Source organism: Zhongshania guokunii (assembly GCF_040892635.1).
Classification (GTDB): Bacteria; Pseudomonadota; Gammaproteobacteria; order Pseudomonadales; family Spongiibacteraceae; genus Spongiibacter; species Spongiibacter guokunii.
The window spans coordinates 492,461-511,593 of record NZ_JBFRYA010000001.1; the positions used below are offsets into that span (position 1 = coordinate 492,461).

At 51.2% G+C, this 19,133-nt stretch carries 17 protein-coding genes; 13 read left to right on the forward strand and 4 right to left on the reverse strand.

Going from position 1 to position 19,133, the window contains the following annotated elements; genetic code table 11:
• Positions 1–42 precede the first annotated feature (42 nt).
• From AB4876_RS02270 to AB4876_RS02280, 3 genes are all read left to right on the forward strand, one after another.
• Entirely contained in the window at positions 43–1,326 is a 1,284-nt protein-coding gene (locus AB4876_RS02270; RefSeq protein WP_368380024.1) for an autotransporter domain-containing protein, read from the forward strand.
• Between the two features lie 155 nt (positions 1,327–1,481).
• Complete coding sequence (locus AB4876_RS02275; RefSeq protein ID WP_368380025.1) at positions 1,482–2,195, forward strand: hypothetical protein; 714 nt, start codon at positions 1,482–1,484, stop codon at positions 2,193–2,195.
• A 9-nt stretch (positions 2,196–2,204) separates the two neighbouring features.
• Positions 2,205–3,698 (forward strand): serine/threonine-protein kinase, encoded by a 1,494-nt coding sequence (locus AB4876_RS02280; RefSeq protein WP_368380026.1) that lies wholly within the window; start codon positions 2,205–2,207, stop codon positions 3,696–3,698.
• On the opposite strand, the gene cysK is transcribed toward AB4876_RS02280, so the two are convergent.
• Positions 3,695–4,657: a cysteine synthase A gene (gene cysK / locus AB4876_RS02285; RefSeq protein WP_368380027.1), complete on the reverse strand. Its 963-nt coding sequence runs from the start codon at positions 4,655–4,657 to the stop codon at positions 3,695–3,697. The two genes, AB4876_RS02280 and cysK, sit on opposite strands and share 4 nt — an antisense overlap.
• A gap of 197 nt (positions 4,658–4,854) precedes the next feature.
• Here cysK and AB4876_RS02290 point away from each other — a divergent pair, with 197 nt between their 5' ends.
• Together AB4876_RS02290 and AB4876_RS02295 are read left to right on the forward strand one after the other, a co-directional pair.
• Positions 4,855–5,703: an AAA family ATPase gene (locus tag AB4876_RS02290; protein WP_301026811.1), complete on the forward strand. Its 849-nt coding sequence runs from the start codon at positions 4,855–4,857 to the stop codon at positions 5,701–5,703.
• 3 nt (positions 5,704–5,706) lie between these two features.
• Positions 5,707–6,882, forward strand: coding sequence for a vWA domain-containing protein (locus tag AB4876_RS02295; RefSeq protein WP_368380028.1), 1,176 nt, complete (start codon positions 5,707–5,709; stop codon positions 6,880–6,882).
• A 55-nt stretch (positions 6,883–6,937) separates the two neighbouring features.
• On the opposite strand, the gene AB4876_RS02300 is transcribed toward AB4876_RS02295, so the two are convergent.
• Positions 6,938–7,705 carry a TrmH family RNA methyltransferase gene (locus tag AB4876_RS02300; protein ID WP_301026813.1) on the reverse strand — a complete coding sequence of 256 codons (768 nt, stop codon included), beginning with the start codon at positions 7,703–7,705 and terminating at the stop codon, positions 6,938–6,940.
• Positions 7,706–8,164: 459 nt separating this feature from the next.
• On the opposite strand from AB4876_RS02300, the gene AB4876_RS02305 reads away from it, so the two are divergent.
• The 3 genes from AB4876_RS02305 (at position 8,165) to AB4876_RS02315 (ending at position 10,625) form a co-directional block, all read left to right on the forward strand.
• Entirely contained in the window at positions 8,165–9,469 is a 1,305-nt protein-coding gene (locus AB4876_RS02305) for an ammonium transporter (protein WP_368380029.1), read from the forward strand.
• Between the two features lie 86 nt (positions 9,470–9,555).
• Positions 9,556–9,828: a glutaredoxin family protein gene (locus tag AB4876_RS02310; RefSeq protein ID WP_368380030.1), complete on the forward strand. Its 273-nt coding sequence runs from the start codon at positions 9,556–9,558 to the stop codon at positions 9,826–9,828.
• Positions 9,825–10,625: an MOSC domain-containing protein gene (locus AB4876_RS02315; protein WP_368380031.1), complete on the forward strand. Its 801-nt coding sequence runs from the start codon at positions 9,825–9,827 to the stop codon at positions 10,623–10,625. Before AB4876_RS02310 ends, AB4876_RS02315 begins: the two co-directional genes overlap by 4 nt.
• Before the next feature lie 2 nt (positions 10,626–10,627).
• Here the strand turns inward: AB4876_RS02315 and AB4876_RS02320 are convergent, their stop codons facing one another.
• A complete protein-coding gene (locus tag AB4876_RS02320) occupies positions 10,628–12,565 on the reverse strand; it encodes a transglycosylase SLT domain-containing protein (RefSeq protein WP_368380032.1) in 1,938 nt (645 codons plus the stop codon).
• Between the two features lie 101 nt (positions 12,566–12,666).
• On the opposite strand from AB4876_RS02320, the gene AB4876_RS02325 reads away from it, so the two are divergent.
• Complete coding sequence (locus AB4876_RS02325; RefSeq protein WP_368380033.1) at positions 12,667–14,559, forward strand: ATP-binding cassette domain-containing protein; 1,893 nt, start codon at positions 12,667–12,669, stop codon at positions 14,557–14,559.
• Between the two features lie 20 nt (positions 14,560–14,579).
• Here the strand turns inward: AB4876_RS02325 and AB4876_RS02330 are convergent, their stop codons facing one another.
• Positions 14,580–15,026 carry a universal stress protein gene (locus AB4876_RS02330; protein WP_368380034.1) on the reverse strand — a complete coding sequence of 149 codons (447 nt, stop codon included), beginning with the start codon at positions 15,024–15,026 and terminating at the stop codon, positions 14,580–14,582.
• Positions 15,027–15,110: 84 nt separating this feature from the next.
• On the opposite strand from AB4876_RS02330, the gene AB4876_RS02335 reads away from it, so the two are divergent.
• The 4 genes from AB4876_RS02335 to AB4876_RS02350 all read left to right on the forward strand — a co-directional run bounded on the left by AB4876_RS02335 (position 15,111) and on the right by AB4876_RS02350 (position 19,131).
• Positions 15,111–15,611: a hypothetical protein gene (locus tag AB4876_RS02335; protein ID WP_368380035.1), complete on the forward strand. Its 501-nt coding sequence runs from the start codon at positions 15,111–15,113 to the stop codon at positions 15,609–15,611.
• On the forward strand, positions 15,601–15,840 hold the full coding sequence (locus AB4876_RS02340; protein ID WP_368380036.1) for a DUF1653 domain-containing protein: 240 nt from the start codon (positions 15,601–15,603) through the stop codon (positions 15,838–15,840). The genes AB4876_RS02335 and AB4876_RS02340 overlap by 11 nt, the downstream gene beginning before the upstream one ends.
• Before the next feature lie 117 nt (positions 15,841–15,957).
• Positions 15,958–18,645: a type I DNA topoisomerase gene (gene topA / locus AB4876_RS02345; protein ID WP_368380037.1), complete on the forward strand. Its 2,688-nt coding sequence runs from the start codon at positions 15,958–15,960 to the stop codon at positions 18,643–18,645.
• The gene (locus tag AB4876_RS02350; RefSeq protein ID WP_368380038.1) at positions 18,646–19,131 is read left to right on the forward strand and encodes a DUF6586 family protein; all 486 of its coding nucleotides are present in this window, start codon (positions 18,646–18,648) and stop codon (positions 19,129–19,131) included.
• Positions 19,132–19,133: the final 2 nt, after the last annotated feature.

The following is a 19,133-nucleotide window of genomic DNA, read 5'->3' on the forward strand; positions in this document are numbered from 1 at the left end:
ATATGCGGCACCAACTATTGCGCAGGATGAGGGAACGGGATTGTGGCTAGTATAAATTTTAAAACAGCAGTGTTATCTGGGTTTGTTTTCTCTGTTGTAAGCGCCTTGCCACTGCAGGCGGCAGAAACCTGTAAAGGGCAGCACAACACCAATACCGACCAGGAATACCCACCTAATGAGCCGACGGGTAGCGTTGGAACCGGTGGGGACTCTGCAAGTATTAGCTCGCCGTCAGTAGCCCGGGTGAGCGAAACAAGTGAGCCGAGCACTACAGCCGGAAGTTCTCCGGACAGTTGCGGCGCCACAGTCACTGAGGGCGGCGGAAGTCAGGCGCAAGACACAGCAATGACCCTCGGCAGTAAAATTAATTCGTTTCGAGGCCGCTCCGGAGGGGGCAGTGGTAAGAAAAAGCAAGTTGCTACATTTAATTACCATGCCTTAGGTGGCGCGGCTGGTGACGGCGATAATGCGCTGCTCGATAGTAGTCGCTTTTCTCTGTTTAGCTTTGCAGATTACACAGAGCGCGACCGCGAGGCTACCGCGAGTAGCAGCGGCTATAAACAGCAAGCCAGTGCCTTAACCCTTGGTTTTGACTATCGCATAGACGACAGCAGCTTTGCTGGCATGTCGATTAGTCGCAGTGATGGTGATAGTGATCTCGATAGTCGGCTTGGCGGCAGTGAGGTATCCGTGAATATGCTGGGTGTCCACGGCGCTCGCTATTGGGCGGAGCACTATATTTCGATGTTAGTCGCTTATGGCGCCATGGATATTGATATTGCCCGCCTTGGCGCTGGAGACAGCTTTAAGGCCACGACTGATGGTAAGTACTGGTATGCCGACCTTACCATGGGCACTGAATATCAATATGGCCCCTTAAGATTGAGCCCTACAATGCGGGCATTGCTGATGACCGGTGAGATTGACGCTTACACTGAGCGGTCAGCCTCTGGTTTCGGGGCGGTGCGCAGTATTAACAGCCAAGATATCGACTCGAATATTTTAAGTTTGGCACTGCAGGCCGATTATTCGCTACTTCAGTCGTGGGGCGTGCTATTACCGTCAATGCGCGCTGAGTTTAATTTTGATCAAGGTGATGGCTATAAAACCAATGGTCAGACTTTAAACGACGGCGATAAGACGGTTATTGGCAGTATTTCGGACCTGTCCGATGAACCAGACTCCAGCACTCTAGCGGTGTCGTGGGGAGTATCGGGGCAGTTCAAACGGGGCTTTGCCGCTTATGCTGTTTATGAGCGTTTATTTCTTCACGATTATATGAATAAGTACACGGCAACCTTGGGTTTCCGCTATGAGTTACCCTAAGCAAATCTCGGGGTGGCCGTGCGTCGAAAATTGAGGCCGTGATGGTCCGACTAACTGCGCCAAGCTTACACCTGATAATACTTTTGCAGTTATTAGCACTTGCTGCCTGTAGTAGCTCTAGCCAGCGCATCGATGCTCTCGCACGCGAGCTTGGCATGACGAGGTCGGTCGTTGCGGGGCTTGGTTTTAAGCACATTGCTTATGCTCATCCGTCGGTTAGTGGCGAGGTGTTGCATCTCTACCTCGACGGTGACGGTCAGCCTTGGCTGCGCGGTCGTTATATCGCCCGTGATCCCACGCCCAAACGCTCGCTAGCGTTAGCCTTGGCAGGCCTAGACACTGAGGCCGACGCCGTTTACTTAGGTCGGCCTTGTTATTTGGGTTTGAGTGCTGAGCCGAACTGCAAAGAAGCAATGTGGACTTCTGCACGATACAGCGAGGCCTTGGTACGCAGTATGGCGACAGCCGCTCAGCGTATAATTGTAGCGCGAGGTGCTAAGCATGTTCGGCTGATTGGCTACAGCGGTGGTGGCAGCCTCGCGATGCTGATGTTGGCCTATATGGATAGTGTCGAAGCGGTGATCACCGTTGCGGCAAATTTGGATACCAACGCATGGACAGACTACCATCACTATCTTGCGCTAAGCGACTCACTAAACCCCATTAACAGTCGTTTCCCACAGGGTATCCGCTATTGGCATTATGCTGGCAGCGACGATAACAATGTGCCGTATCAACAGCTGAGCGCTTTTGTTGCGAGGCACGGCGGTGAATCACAAGTGCTAGCAGGTTTTGACCACCACTGCTGTTGGCGTGAGCACTGGCCAGATTTACTGAGCACGGCTCTAGGCCTCGGTAGTGGAGATTAAAAAACGTATATGAACGATGATGATAAAACTCAAGTCAGCAAACTGGCGCTAGATAGCTCGCAAGACGAGTTTGAGTTTGATGCTGATCAGACGGAATTGACGGCCGCCGAGGCCGAAAAAACCAAGCTTAATCATGATGATTTCACCGTCGTTGTGGGCGACGCCACCCAACTAACGTCTAGGGCAGGTGCCACAGTACTGCCGAGTCACGCCGGTGATGATACAGATTTTTTTGTAGACGATAGTGGACCGCTCAACACGGCTACCAGCCCCAGCTTCGATGTTGGCAGTGTGCTTAAAGATCGCTTTCGGCTGGAAAAAAAGCTCGGTGAAGGGGGCATGGGCGCTGTTTTCCTCGCGGTGGATCAACGTAAATTAGAGGCCAAACACCCTGACCCCTATGTGGCGATAAAGCTGATTACCGGCGATTTTTCACAGGATCCGCTAGCCTATATTTCGCTGCAGCGAGAAACCGATAAGTCTCAAAAACTTGCCCATCCAAATATTATTACCGTATACGATTTCGACCGCGACGGTGATGTGTTTTTTATGACTATGGAGGCCTTAAAGGGCCGCACCTTAGATCAAATTATTAGTGATCGGGAGCATTGCCAACGCCACGCGCGGGCTTATATTGAGGCGCTTGCCCAAGGGATTGCCTACGCCCACAAACGCAATATTGTGCACTCAGACCTTAAACCCGCCAATATTTTTGTGACCGATGAGGGCGTGCTAAAAATCCTCGATTTTGGCATTGCGCGAGCGCTTTACGGCACTGGTGATGATCTTGGCGAGGTGGTGGGGCTCACCCCAGGCTACGCCAGTTGCGAAATGTTTGAGGCGGCGCCGCCTCATACCTCCGATGACGTTTACGCGCTGGGGATTATTGCCTATCAGCTATACACCGGAGAGCACCCCTTCGCAAAAGCGAAAGCGCCAACCGCGCGGGACAAGGGCCTGCGGCCCAAGCGAATTGCCGGTATTGCAGCTTACGAGTGGCGGGCTATTGTTGCTGCGCTGGCATTTAAGCGAGATGAGCGCTGTGCGGATGCCGGTCAGTTTTGTCGGCAATTTACCGGCGCAGGACGCAGTATTCGGCAGCTGAGTGCGGTACTGGTGTTAATGCTTGTTGGTTTTGGTGGTTACATTGCATTTTACGAGCCCGCGCAGGGGCCGGATATTCCCTTTGCGGAACTGCCTGTCGCTGTGCAGCAGCAATTTGGTAACAATATGAGTGAAGCAGAACTGGCCTTAAAATTTGAAGACATTAACGGCGCGTTGTTCTACCTCGACAAAGCGTATGCACTGCATCCCCGTAATGAACGCGTAATGGTTAAGCTAGATGATTTGGTGCTGAAATTGCGTGCTGGTATTACTGCTGCGCCGTTTGAGCCTGCGCAGCAGATACAACAACTGAACGAATTATTGAAATACGATTCGCTGGCTCAAAATCCAGAGTTACTCGCGCTAAAGAAAAGCCTTAGCGGGCAGGCTGTTCCTTAGCCCTCGATTTCAGTGAATGCACCGGCAAATAAGGCCGAGCTTAGATAGCGTTCAGCCGAGTCAGGCAAAATTGCAACAATGGTTTTGCCGGCGTTTTCTGGGCGGCTCGCCACCCGCTGCGCCACCGCCATGGCGGCGCCGCTGGAAATCCCGGCCAATATACCTTCTTCCTTCATCAAACGATGGGCCCACTGCATGGCCTCGTCATCGTCGATGGTTTCTACGGCGTCAACCATCGTTAAATCGAGATTGTCGGGCAAAAATCCGGCGCCAATACCCTGTATTTTGTGTGGTGCATGCTGGACTTCATCGCCGTTGAGCGCACTGCGAATTAGGTTGGTAGAGCTGGGCTCGACGGCAATAGTGGTGATCGCCTTACCACACTGGTTTTTAATATAGCGTGATATGCCAGATAGCGTGCCGCCGGTACCAACGCCCGCGACGAGAATATCAATTTCGCCCTTGGTGTCCTGCCAAATTTCCGGCCCAGTGGTGCGCTCGTGAATAGCGGGGTTGGCGGGGTTGCTAAATTGCTGGGGCATAAAATAGCGTTTCGGGTCGCTGGTCACGATGGCCTCTGCGGCGGCAATTGCGGCTTTCATGCCTTTGCTGCCATCACTGAGTACCAGTTTCGCGCCGAGGGCGAGCAGCACCTTGCGGCGCTCCATACTCATGGTGCTCGGCATAGTAAGGGTTATGGGGTAACCCCGTGCCGCAGCTACAAATGCCAGCGCAATGCCGGTATTGCCGCTGGTGGGCTCAACGATTTCCATACCTGCTTTGAGGATGCCATCTTGCTCGGCTTGCCAGATCATATTAGCGCCAATTCGGCATTTCACACTATTAGCTGGGTTGCGGCTTTCCATTTTCACTAAAATATTGTGCTGGCTAATGCGTTTTACTTTAATTAACGGGGTGTTACCGATAGTGAGGCTTAAGTCGTCAAAGGGGGCGGGCATGGTAGTCTCCGTCTGTTTGAGGCATAGATTATTTGTGGCAGCGAGCGCTGTAATGCCAATTATGGCAGGCGATTGATTAATTATGCTGGCCAGATTTGTAATTGCCTTATAATGCCAGCTTGGGTAGTCTTCTGCGCAGTCATTTTAATCATCGCCTGCCTAGTTTAGAACAGTGCGACAAGTTTTAGGGAATACCAATGAAATTTACCGGCACCGATTCATACGTTTCAACCGACGACCTGAGCATGGCAGTTAATGCGGCAGTGACTTTACAGCGTCCGCTGCTCATTAAGGGCGAGCCAGGTACCGGTAAAACCCTGCTGGCTGAGCAAGTCGCCGAGTCGATGGGCAAAACCCTGATCCAGTGGCATATCAAATCGACTACCAAGGCGCAGCAAGGCCTGTACGAATACGATGCGGTTTCGCGTTTGCGCGATTCACAGCTGGGTAATGAAAAAGTAAAAGACATCAGTAATTATATCCGCCGCGGCAAGCTTTGGGAGGCGTTTGCCGCCGACGAGCAAGTGGTGTTGCTGATCGACGAAATTGATAAGGCCGATATTGAATTTCCCAACGATTTGCTCGTTGAACTCGATCGCATGGAGTTCTTTGTTTACGAAACCGGCGAAACGGTTAAAGCCAAGCACCGGCCGATTATTATCATTACCAGTAATAATGAAAAAGAATTGCCCGACGCATTTTTACGTCGCTGCTTTTTCCACTTTATTACGTTCCCCAGCCGGGAGACCATGCAGAAGATTGTTGCGGTTCATTACCCAGATATCGCTAAAGAACTGGTGGCCGAGGCCATGGAAGTGTTCTTCGAGATTCGTCAAATTCCTGGTCTTAAGAAAAAGCCTTCAACTTCGGAGTTAATCGACTGGCTGAAACTATTGCTGGCCGATGAAATTCCTGGTGAAATTCTTAAAAATCGCGATGCCAGTAAGGCTATTCCGCCGCTGTATGGCGCGCTGTTGAAAAATGAGCAAGATGTTCATTTGCTTGAGCGTCTGGCCTTTATGCATCGCCGTGATGGCCGCAATTAAATTATGCTAGTTCAATTTTTTCTCAGTTTACGCAATGCTGGTGTGCCAGTAACAATTCGCGAACTGCTCGATTTATTGGCAGGGCTGCAAGCGCGCTTGGCCTTTGTCGATGTTGACGAGTTTTATCAGTTGGCACGGCTGTGCATGGTCAAGGATGAGAAGTATTACGACCGCTTCGACAAAGCCTTTGGCCGCTACTTTAGCGACCTGAGTAGCCTCGACGATATTATCGAGGCAATGATTCCCGATGACTGGCTGCGCAGGGAGTTCCTTAAGCAGCTCACCGACGAAGAAAAAGCCAAAATTGAGTCATTAGGTGGCCTAGATAAGCTCATCGAAGAGTTTAAAAAGCGGCTCGACGAGCAAAAAGGCCGCCACGCTGGCGGTAATAAATGGATTGGTACGGGCGGTACTTCGCCCTATGGCCACAGCGGTTACAATCCAGAAGGCATCCGCATTGGTGGTGAAAGCCAAAACAAAAAGGCCATTAAAGTGTGGGAGCGTCGGGATTTCAAAAACCTCGACGACAGCGTTGAGCTGGGCACTCGCAATATTAAAGTGGCTCTGCGACGCCTGCGCAAATTTGCGCGCACCGGCGCGGCGGACGAGTTAGATATTAACGATACGATTTCGTCCACCGCCAAGAACGGCGGTATGCTCGACCTAAAAATGGTGCCAGAGCGCCATAATGCGGTGAAAGTGCTGTTGTTCTTTGATGTGGGTGGTTCAATGGATCCGCATATTAAGGTCTGCGAAGAGCTATTTTCGGCGGCGCGCACTGAATTTAAGCACATGGAATATTATTATTTCCACAACTACATCTACGAGTCGGTGTGGGATAACAATATGCGCCGTCACGCTGAGCGCATTCAAATGCTGGATATTCTGCATAAGTACAGCTCGGACTATAAAGTGATTTTTGTGGGTGACGCGTCAATGTCGCCCTATGAAATTGTTCAGCCCGGCGGCAGTGTAGAGCATTGGAATGAGGAGGCGGGCGAGACGTGGATGCGACGTTTACGTGAAACCTATGAGAAGGTCGCTTGGTTAAACCCCGTGCCACCCTCAGACTGGGGCTGGACTCAGTCTATTAAAATGGTTGAAAAGCAGCTTGAGGGGCATATGTACCCCATGACCTTAGGTGGGCTTGAGCAGGCCATGGCTTATTTGGCTAAATAAATCTAAGCGCAAACGCTAGCGTTTGCGCTTTTCTTTTCCTGTTTCGTGTTACCAATTACAGGCCACTAAACGCAATTAACGCAGCCGTCACCGCGACATTTAGCGATTCGACGCCGTTGTGCATAGGGATTTTTAAGCGCGCATTGCAGCGCTTTTCCAAATTGCGGCTCACACCTTCGGTTTCATTGCCAAGAATATAAACCATACTGCCCTGTGCTTTGTAATCGAAAAGCGAGTGCTCAGCGTGGGACGATAAACAACATAGAGTGGCGCCATCGTCTTTCATGCGTAGTAATTCGGCATCCAGATCTTCGCAGTGGTAGATCGGCGCCTTGAAGAGGGTGCCGGCACTGGCTTTTATAACTAGTGCTGTTAATGGCGCGCCACCTCGACGGGGTAAGATAAGGCCATCGATACCACTGGCTGCCACCGAGCGAATAATCATGCCGAGATTTTGCGGGTTAGTTATGCGGTCTAATGCGATATAGCGGCGCGGCGATGCCTGCAAGTGATCAGCGCTAATAGCGGAGCAGGGCTGGTAGGCGCTGAGCTGTAGGTCGGCGGCCACGCCCTGATCTTGTTTACCGTTCTTAGAAATGCGCGATAGCGCTTTGCGCTCGTGCATCTCTATTTCAATGCCGCGCTGTTCGGCAAGCTGGCGCAATTCCCGAATAATGCCGTCTTCTTTATTGCTCTGAGCGAGGTGGAGCTTGTAGACCTGCATTGTAGAGTCTTGAAGGGCTTCTAGTACTGGTTTCCGACCATAGATCGTTAACAACTGGTCGAAAAATGCTTTGCGTTGCTGATAGTTCTCGCTGCTCATAGGGTTCGCTTATATTGCCGTGGTCTTGGGCTTGCTAAGGCCCTTTGCCGCAGCTGTGGGCACTCAGCGGGGATGCTGCGCGTGGGAGGGAATTTTAATTGAAAATGCCCGCGCTTACCTTGTTTTAGTCTATTTATATTTAGCGTTTTAGGACGACATATTACTTAATGCATTCTTGTGGTGCTTTTGCACTATGCTTGGGCATGATTATTGCTTCTAATTTGTGCGTTGCTGGATGTTCAGCAAATAACCTTTATGTCGCATTAACTTTAGCTGCTGTTTCTGAACCGCGCTTCTAAAAACAATGTTGCACATAAACAGTGAGTTACGAGTAGTTGTGTTGGGTTTTGCCTTGGTATCTAAATATACTTGCTAGGTAAAAAGCGCCCCAATACTGAGCGATTTAATTATAAACGAACCAATGTGGTGCGTAATGCTGCGCACTAGGAGATATTTTTGATGAAAAACAAGGGAAATTGGCGCCCGCTGCGTATTGCAGGCTTTCTCGCCGCTATTTTTGCACCACAGTGGGGATTTGCACAGAATCTCGACACCGGTAACACCGCGTGGATGTTAACATCGACAGCCCTTGTTCTGTTTATGACTTTGCCTGGATTGGCCTTGTTTTACGGTGGCTTAGTGCGTAGTAAAAATGTGCTAAGCGTATTAATGCAGTGTTTTAGTATTACCTGTCTAGCGTCATTGCTGTGGGTTGTAGCAGGGTATAGCTTGGCCTTTAGCGAGGGCTCGGCGTTTGTTGGTGGTCTGAGTAAAGCGTTTCTTGCTGGTGTAGGTGAGTCCAGTATTAGCGGCGATATTCCCGAAACCGTTTTTATTATGTTTCAGATGACTTTCGCGATTATTACGCCAGCGCTGATTATCGGTGGCTTTGCAGAACGGATTAAATTCTCGGCGGTAATGATATTTTCTGCGCTGTGGTTGTTGTTGGTCTACGCGCCCGTTACCCACTGGGTATGGGGCGGCGGCTGGCTGGCAGAAATGGGCTTGCTGGATTTTGCCGGCGGTACTGTTGTGCATATTACGGCCGGTGCTGCTGCATTGGTGGCGGCGCTAGTGCTCGGCAAGCGTCAGGGCTTTGGTCAAATGGCCTTGCCGCCACACAACCTGACTATGACCTTTATCGGTGCGGGCATGCTGTGGGTAGGCTGGTTTGGTTTTAACGCCGGTAGCGCCTTGGCTGCCAATGGTGATGCCGGTATGGCAATGCTGGTAACCCACTTGTCTGCAGCAACGGGTTGTTTGACCTGGTCGGCAATTGAGTGGAAGCGCTACGGCAAGCCGAGTGCTTTAGGTGCTGTAACGGGTATGGTAGCTGGTTTGGGTACGATCACTCCGGCCTCTGGGTTCGTGGGGCCAGCGGGCGCGATCGTAATTGGTCTGAGTGCGGGTATTGTGTGTTTTTATATTACTTTGGCAATGAAGCAGGTATGGAAGATAGACGATTCCCTGGATGTGTTTCCCGTGCATGGCGTCGGCGGTATATTGGGCACCTTTTTGGCGGGTATTTTTGCCAGCAGTGAGCTGGGTATATTCAGCGGCCAAGGTCTTGCCGAGGGTATGACCATTGCTTCGCAGCTTAAAGTGCAGTTGATTGGTATTGGCGCTACTTTTGCTTATACCGCGATTATTAGTTACGGTTTATTTGTACTTATAGACAAGCTAGTGGGTCTGCGCGTGAGTGCCGACGAAGAGGCGCAGGGCTTGGACATTACTTGTCACAACGAAGTCGGTTACGATTTATAATTTGTCCGCGGTTTATTTTGGTTTAAAAAAAGCCCAGTATTGCTGGGCTTTTTGTTTTTGGTGTATATCTATTTAGGGGTGGCGATATGGAAGTGCAGACGCCTGTGACGTCCTTTGCACTGTACGGGACTTCGGCCTGTCATTTGTGTGAATTGGCTGAAGCTGTTTTAAGTGAGCTTTTGGCGCAGGGCTACGATTGGCAAATAGAAGTGATTGATATCGCCGACGACGACATCTTGCTCGAGCACTATGCACTGTCTATTCCGGTGTTAGCTCGGATAAGCGACAACCTGGAATTGTGCTGGCCTTTCGATAGCGAGGCGGTGCTGGCATTTGCCGGTGAGCGGTCAGCGCGATGAGTATCCAAGTTTCGGGACTTTACTCTTATCCAGTTAAATCTCTGCGCGGCCACGCACAGGAAGTAACAAGGGTGACGAGCTGGGGCCCAGATCGCGATCGGCGCTGGTTGGTGGTGGACGAAGCTGGCCAATTCATCACCCAGCGCCAGCTTCCAAAAATGTCGCGAATTGGCGCCGAATACAGGGGGGAGGGTATTTATCTTTGGCATCTCGATTATGCCAATGCCGAGATTTACGTACCCGTAGCCAGTGCCCAAACTTCCTGTAAGGTGATGGTATGGGCAGATAGCTGCGCCGCCTTAGATGCCGGCGACGAGGCCGCTAGCTGGCTTAGCAGCTTGCTGGGCAAACCACTGCGGCTTTGTTACATGCCAGAGCAAACGCATCGGCAGGTGGATATGCAATTTGCCCAGCAGGGCGACAGGGTTAGTTTTGCTGATGGTTTTCCATTTTTGCTTTGCAATGCGGCTTCTTTACGGTTGTTTAGCGCTGGCCTCGGGCGGGAGATGGATATTTTGCGCTTCCGGCCAAATATCGTCATAAGCGGTGCTGAGGCATTTGCGGAGGATAATTGGCAACGTATTCGCATAGGCGATATCGAGTTTGATCTGGTTAAGCCCTGCGCGCGCTGCGCGATTCCCACTGTTAATTTGGTGGATGCGAGCCGCGAGGCGGATGTATTTATGATGCTAAGAAAACTACGTCAGCGGGGTGATGAGGTCTATTTTGGTCAAAATATGATCCATCGCGGCCAAGGCAATATTCGCCTTGGCGACGAGGTGAAAATTGTAAGCTAGCGCTAGTCTTTGAGTGCCGTGGCACTGGTTCTGGGGCCGATCTGGCGCTCAGTTTGGGCCAGCAGCGGCCGCTCTAGCTTTAGCTTTTCGGCGTAAATCACGCTAAAAGCCAGCACATTTTTAATGTATTCTCGGGTTTCGCCATAGGGTAGGTTCTCAATCCAGATGTCGGCTGGCATATCTTTAGTTTGGCGCAGCAATACCCGTTCAATTCGTCCTGGGCCGGCATTGTAAGCGGCGGTGGCTAATATCCGGTTGCCGCCGAACTGTTCAAGTAGTTGGCCTAGATAATAGCCACCCATGGCAATGTTCTTTTCAGGAATGAGCAAATCTTCGGTTTTGGGGCTTGGAATGCCCATTTGCCTAGCTACTAGGCGAGCCGTGCCTGGCATTAATTGCATGAGGCCTCGCGCGCCAACCCGTGAGTTTGCGGCGGGAGCAAAAGCACTTTCTTGGCGGGCGATGGCGTATATCCATTTCAATTGGATTTTTTCCCGCTTCGCTGTCTTGGTAAAACTGTCTTGATGTGGAGTGGGAAAGCGCAGCTGTAAATCATCCCACTCATCGGCTCGTATTGCCGTCATGATGGATTGGTATTCCCAGCCCCAGTTCAGCGCTAGCTGGGCTGCTGCAACTTGCTCGGCCTTATTGAGGCTGCGCATCGCGTAGGCCCATTCAAGATTGGCGGTAATCGAGTCGCCCATCAGGTACAGTTCGTGGGCGCGGGCGATGGCGCTGTGCTGCTCAATTTCGCTAATCAGTGCAGGGTTTAGGGTGCGAGTGGCGCCCAGTTGATAGTCTTCATTGAGAATATCTGCTGCTAAAAAGCTGTAATATCCGCGTTCGGCCGCCAGTGTTTGCAAAGCCAGCTGAGTGCTGACGGTTAGCTCGCCACGCAGTTCAATGTCAGCCCTGGCCGCCCAATAACGCCAGTCTGGTTTTTGCTGTTTGTCGGCAGGTAAAAATTTGGCTATTTCTTGCACCGCAGCCCAGTCGCCGTCTTTTAGGGCGAGGCGAATGCGCCACTCGGTTAAATAGGGGTCTTCGTAATTGGGGTCGGTGGCCATGACCCAGTCGCGGGTGTAATCGGCATCACTGGCAATAATTTGTCTCGCCATGCTATCGCGCAGCGCATAATTTTGGCTTGCGGTGAACTTCAAGTGGCGATCAAGCTGCTGCCATAGGGTGTTGGTGCGCTCAAAGTCGCCTTTCGCTAGGCGCTTTAGGGTGTGTACCGCGACTTCGCGGCTCTGTTTATTTGGGCGCAGGTTTAGGCCCTGGCTAAATAGCAGTTCAGGGTTGCTCAGTAATTCGAGATAAGCATCGCTACCCGTGACCTTGCCCAGCAGGTAGCGGGCCATATCGGATTGGCCGGCGTTGAGTGCTAGGCTGGCGCGGTGCCAATATTGTTGTTCAGCTTGGGCAGAGTTTAGCGTGGCAAACCATTGTTTGATGGGGGCGTCACACTCTTTAGGAAGGGAGTAGGGTGTGCTCCATAGCTCGGCAATTGCTGCATCGGCGGCTTTATTGTCGCCAACTTGGCGCAGTGCAAAGGCGTAATAGCAACTATTAGTGGTAGATGAGCTTTTGCGATAATTTTTTACATATTGCGGCCAATTGCGGTCGCGCAATAATTTGTTCATCCAAGTTAAACGAATCCGCTGTCCGGTAATGGTGTCACCATACTCCTGTAAGTAGACATCAATGGTTTGCTGAGAGGTTTGATTGATCTGCGATTTTAGTAATTCCAGCTCAAAATAGGGGAATAAGGCATAGTTACTTAAGCGAGGAGCCAGCTTTTCGGCGTTGGCAATGCGACCGCGGCTGATTTCGGTCAGCGCTTCGCGGTATAATCTGCGGCTGTCCTCCGTCGCGGGGTCGGCATTGGCAGATATCGTCTGGAGTGACAGTACGATAAGGAGCGTGAAAAAGCGGTTCATATCCCAGCAGCCTTGATTTATTTCGTGAATTTTCGATGAGTTAGCAAAATACTTTGCGGATGCCTAAACGGTGTTCGCTGACCCTATATTGGATCAAATATATGCCTTTGTTACGTGCCACACAATTACAGCACAGTATTGGACAACAGATTGTACTGGATAACGCAGAATTACAACTCGAAGCTGGAGATAGAGTGTGTTTATTGGGGCGCAATGGCTGCGGTAAGTCCACTTTACTGCGTATTGTCGAGGGCAGTGCCCCAGTAGATTCTGGGGAGGTTTGGCGCCAGCCAGGCGTTAAAATTGCGCGCATGGAGCAGACCCTAGACTTTGCGTCGCCAGAAGAAACGATTTATGACGTGGTCGCAGACGGTTTGGCAGGGCTCGGCAAGGTTCTGCGTCGCTACCATGAGCTAATTAATGGCGATATGGGCGATGCCGAGCTAAAAGAGCTGGAGTATCTACAGCGGGAAATTGAAACCAACGATGGTTGGTCATTTCAGCAGCGCATCGATAATATTCTTACTCGCCTCGAGCTAGATGCTGACGCCACCGTGGTCAGTTTGTCCGGTGGTTGGCGCCGCCGAGTTGCGTTGGCGCGGGCGCTGGTGTGCGATCCAGATATATTATTGCTCGATGAGCCCACCAACCATTTGGATCTTGATGGAATTCTGTGGCTTGAACAGTGTGTGATGTCTTTCCAAGGCTGTGTGCTGTTTGTAACCCACGATAGGGCTCTAATTGAAAAATTGGCAACCCGTATCGTCGAGTTGGACCGAGGTATTCTCACTAATTATGATACCAACTACAGCCGTTATCTTGAGCTTCGTGAACACGCGTTAGAGATTGAAGCAGAGCACAATGCGCTATTCGACAAGCGTCTAGCTCAAGAAGAAGTCTGGATTCGCCAAGGTATTAAAGCGCGCCGCACCCGTAACGAAGGACGAGTTAGGGCGTTGGAGCGCATGCGGTCAGAGCGATCGCGGCGTCGGGTGCAGTCTGGTTCAGCTAATCTCAGTGTTAATCAGGCCGACAGAACTGGCAAAGTCGTGGCTGAGCTCACTGATGTTTCCTTCAAAGTGCCGGGTAAGTTGCTCGTTGATAATTTGTCGCTGTTGGTTTGTCGCGGCGACAAACTCGCCCTAATTGGTCCGAACGGCGCCGGTAAAACCACGTTATTGCGGCTGATTTTGGGTGAGCTAGAAGCGCAATCTGGCTCGGTGAAAGCGGGCACCAATTTGCAAGTGGCCTACTTTGACCAGTTGCGTGACCGCCTCGACGAGAGTCAGCGAGTGGTCGATATTGTTGGTCAGGGCCGAGATGCGGTGACGATCAATGGCAAAGATCGCCATATTATGAGTTACCTCGGCGATTTCCTGTTTAGTCCAGAGCGGGCCCGCAGTCATTTTGGCGTGCTATCTGGTGGTGAACGTGCGCGGGTGCAGTTGGCCTGTTTATTTAGCCAGCCCGCCAATGTCCTTGTCATGGATGAACCGACCAATGATTTGGATATGGAAACCCTAGAACTGTTAGAAAGCTTGCTGGTTGAATTTAGCGGCACAGTCCTGCTAGTAAGCCACGATCGCTCCTTTGTCGATAGTGTGGCCAGCAGTTGCCTGCTCTTCGAAGGGCAGGGCGTGATCAGTGAGCATATTGGTGGCTACAGCGAGGTATCCTCGTATATGGCGCGTCGTGCAGCCCAGCAAAAAGCAGCGCCGGTGGCCAAGCAAGAGGCGCCAGCCGCAAATGCTGCGCCGGTAGTTGCGGTGGTGAAAACCCGCAAGCTGAGTTATAAAGATCAGCGGGAGCTAGATAATTTACCTAGTAAAATCGAAGGCTTAGAGAAGAGTCTTGAGAGTTTTGCAGAGAAGACTGGGGATCCGGGCTTCTATCAGCAAGATCCTACGACGATAGCAGAAGTCCTCGATAAGCTTGCCACCATACAGGCTGAATTAGACGTTTGCATGGAGCGTTGGCTGGAACTAGCTGAATAAATTCAGCTAGTTCCAGCCGTTTAGGGCTTTTTGTGCTGGCCGACACGTACTGCGAGTACGTCGCAGTCGGCGCCGTGCAATACGCCGTTCGCGGTTGAGCCTAAGAGTAGCGCTAGTCCTTTGCGGCCGTGGCTGCCGACAATAATTAAGTTGGCGCCGAGGCTTTTGCTCAGCTCGTGTATCTGTGCATCGGGGCGACCGCTTAGTAAGTGGCACTGCGCTGGCGGTATCGTCAAACGTTCTGCATATTTTGCTAGTGCTGTTTCGGCCTGTTTTTGCAGCTGTAGCTGCACTTCTGAAAAATCCATAGGAATATCGCCGCCATAGGCGAGGCTGAGGGGTTCAACAACGTGCAGTAAATGCAGCTCTGCCCCGTGTTGTGCAGCCATACCGGCAGCGCGCTCTAGCACGCCATCGGCTTCTTCAGATAGATCTATCGCGGTTAGGATGAGCCGGTAATTTGGCATTTTACTCTCCATTAAAATTCGCAATCGACGTGGTTATTAAGGTATAAAGCCTGCCAACTGTCCAGTATTTGACAAAGGAATTCTATGACGTGGCTCATTGGTATAGCCGTAATTGCATTTATGCTGGCACCAATTATGTGGATCTTGCCCTCGCGGCGACAGTCGCAGCAGGCTGCTGTGCGGGCGGCGGCTCGATCACTAGGCTTGTCAGTGAAGGTTGTTGCGATGCCCAAAACACGGCGGGAGCGTATTCGGCGTGAGGATGATGTGTATGGTGTTTGTTACACCCGCGGCGTACACAACAAAAGAAGCTTGCCCGCTTGGAAGTTTTGGTTAATCGATATCCCCGAAGGTGAAGACGATGTGGTGCCCTGTAGTGCTGAAATTGCGGCGCTGATCAGTGAGTGTAGAGGCTTACTGCCCAGTGATGCCACAATGCTTGAATTCTCGCCAGTTGGCCTCCATGTTTATTGGCGAGAGCGTCAAGCTGATGAAAAAGTGGTGGCGGAAATCGCCCAGTGCTTGAATGCCATAATCGAAAAGGGAGGCTTGGAAGTTGCTCCGAGAAGCGAAAGTGCAGAGTAGAAATTTGCCGGCAGGCCTTTACCGCCACTATAAAGGGGGCGAGTATCGCGTATATGAAGTGGCTACTCACAGTGAGACAGAAGAATTACTGGTTGTTTATCGCCCCCTTTACGGGGCTGGCGCACTATGGGTAAGGCCCTTGGCAATGTTTGTTGAACTCATTGAATTTAAAGGGGAAACAATGCCGCGCTTTAGTCTGGTTGAGGCTGATAGCGATGCCTCGAGTTAGGGGTGCCCTAGCAAAAAAGCATTTAATCTCCCCTTGACCCTGGGGAAATGAACACTTATATATGTCGCCTCTCGCCGTTAAGGCGTCACGTACTTACTAATTTTGCAGAAGGATAATATGGGCAAATCTCTGGTTATTGTGGAGTCGCCAGCAAAGGCGAAGACCATTAACAAGTACCTGGGCTCCGACTACATTGTGAAGTCCAGCGTTGGTCATATCCGCGATTTGCCAACCAGTGGCAGTGCTAAAAGTAGCACCGTAGATCCTAAAGAGCGTGCTAAAGCCGCCGCCTTGACGCGGAAAATGGCGCCAGAAGAAAAAGAAATCCATAAAAAGAAGAAGTCTCAGCAGCAGCTTATTGCGCGGATGGGCATCGACCCCGAAAAAGACTGGGCCGCCCATTACGAGATTTTGCCCGGCAAAGAAAAAGTTGTTAATGAACTTAAAAAGCTGGCAGAAAATGCCGACACCATCTATCTCGCGACGGATTTAGACCGCGAGGGAGAGGCAATTGCGTGGCACTTGCGTGAAGCCATTGGCGGTGACGCCAGCCGCTACAGGCGAGTGGTGTTTAACGAAATTACTAAAAAGGCGATTAAAGCCGCCTTTGAAAAACCGACTGAACTGGATATCGATAGGGTTAATGCTCAGCAGGCTAGGCGCTTTCTCGACCGCGTGGTGGGCTATATGGTATCGCCGCTGCTGTGGGCAAAAATTGCCCGCGGCCTTTCTGCTGGGCGGGTCCAGTCGGTAGCGGTGCGCTTGATTGTTGACCGTGAAAAAGAGATTCGGGCGTTTATTCCTGAAGAGTACTGGCAGATTCACACCGACAACAAGTCATCGGCAGGCGCGCTGCGACTTGAGGTTAAAAAACAAGCGGGCGCGAATTTCCGGCCAGACAATGAAACGGATGCCATGGCGGCAACGGCTGCCTTAAATAAAGCAGACTACAAAGTAACTGCTCGCGAAGACAAACCCACCAAAAGCCACCCTGGGGCCCCTTACATCACCTCAACACTGCAGCAGGCGGCCAGCACCCGCTTGGGCTTTGGGGTTAAGAAAACCATGATGCTAGCTCAGCGTTTGTACGAAGCGGGTTACATCACCTATATGCGTACCGACTCCACAAATTTGAGTGCCGACGCGGTAGCGGCGTGTCGCGATTATATTAGTGCGCAATTTCCCAAGACTTACTTGCCGGAAGTGCCTCGTTCGTATTCGAGTAAAGAGGGCGCTCAAGAGGCGCATGAGGCGATTCGCCCCTCTGACGTTAATATTGAACCAACCCAACTTGCTGGTATGGAGCGCGATGCCGAGCGCCTTTATGTATTGATTTGGCGTCAGTTTGTGGCTTGCCAGATGGCTTCAGCCAGTTTCACCAGCACCTCTGTGGTGGTTGGCGCAGGCGACTTTGAATTGCGCACCCGTGGTCGCGTAGTTTTGTTTGATGGCTTTATGAAAGTGCAGCCGCCGAACGTAAGTAAAAAAGAAGAAGACCAAGAATTGCCCGACGTAAAAGTGGGTGATCGTCTGGAGCTTGTAAAAGTTGACCCCACCCAGCACTTTACTAAACCGTCACCGCGTTATTCAGAAGCGGCCTTGGTTAAAGAATTGGAAAAACGTGGCATTGGTCGGCCATCCACCTATGCGGCAATTATTTCCACGATTCAAGATCGCGGTTATGTGCGGGTTGATAACCGCCGTTTCTACGCCGAAAAAATGGGCGATATCGTTACCGATCGTCTAGTGGAAAGCTTTAGCAATCTACTTGATTACAGTTTTACCGCGCGCATGGAGGAACTGCTTGATGAGGTTGCGGCGGGCGATAAAAACTGGAAAAAATTACTCGATGAATTTTATTCCGAATTTCGCAAAACCCTAGAGGCTGCGGAAGCTGAAGAAAAGGGCATGCGCAATAATGTGCCGACGGGGACCGATATTCCCTGTCCGAATTGCGGACGCACAATGCAGATTCGCACGGCGAGTACCGGTGTATTTCTCGGTTGCTCAGGCTATGCACTGCCACCTAAAGAGCGCTGTAAACAAACGATTAATTTGGTGCCCGCTGAGGATTTTGTCAGCATTGACAGCGATGATGAGGAAGCCGAATCTAAGGTTCTCCGCAGCAAGCACCGCTGTGGTATTTGCAATACCGCAATGGAAAGCTACGTTATAGATACCTCAAGGAAGCTGCATATCTGCGGGAATAACCCAGATTGTAGTGGCCATGAGATAGAACAGGGTAGTTTTAAAGTAAAAGGCTATGAAGGGCCGCTAATTGAATGCGACAAATGCGGCGCAGATATGCAGCTAAAAACCGGCCGTTTTGGCAAGTATTTTGGTTGTACCGGTGAGGAGTGTAAAAACACCCGCAAATTGCTGCGCAGTGGTGAAGCCGCGCCACCGAAGATGGATCCGGTGCCAATGCCAGAGCTGCAATGCGAGAAGGTTGACGACCACTATGTTTTACGCGATGGCGCGTCGGGCTTGTTTTTAGCGGCAAGTGGCTTTCCGCGCAACCGTGAAACCCGCGCGCCCCTGGTAAAAGAAATACTGCCGCATCAAGCGGAAATTGATGAGAAATACACCTTTTTGTTTGCTGCACCGGCGAAGGACAAAGAGGGCCGTGACGCAGTTATTCGTTATAGCCGCAAAACCAAAGAGCAGTACGTGCAAACCGAAGTTGATGGTAAGCCCTCTGGCTGGTCTGCTTTCTATGAAAACGGCAAATGGGTCGTTCGTGAGAAGGCGGCAAAAGCTGCTAAAGCGACTAAGCCCGCGGCTAAGACTAAGGCGGCGAAGTAATTGGCCGGCTTAAAAGAAAGTTTCCGTGGGCAGTGTAATCTACATGTGTATTTTGCTGAGCAATACCTTGCCCAGCTAGAATCTGCCGATCCAGCAGAATGGGGCGGGCACATACGGCGCGCGACTGCCGATTCGCTAGTGTGGCAGCTCCAATTAGCTTATCAGTGCCATCTTGCCGATCTAATTGATCAGCAACCTAAGTTCGGCTTGGCGTTGCCGCAAGGGGTGTTTAATGCTCGCTCCTTTGTGGCCGCTGAGTTACCGCCAGAGATTGAGGAGCTGGCCGATCGCGAGCTTGAACCGGGTTGGCTTGCAGTGATGCAGAACTATGCCTTTGTGCAAACTACTGTTGCCAGTCCTGCCCGTCATGGGGTTTTAGCCTGGGATGGCCAGTTTGAGGTAGAGGCTGCACCGGATTTAGCTGCGTGTTTAACGGAGTTAAAGTCAATGATCGCCCGTCATCGCGCCACGTTAATGGAATACTAAGG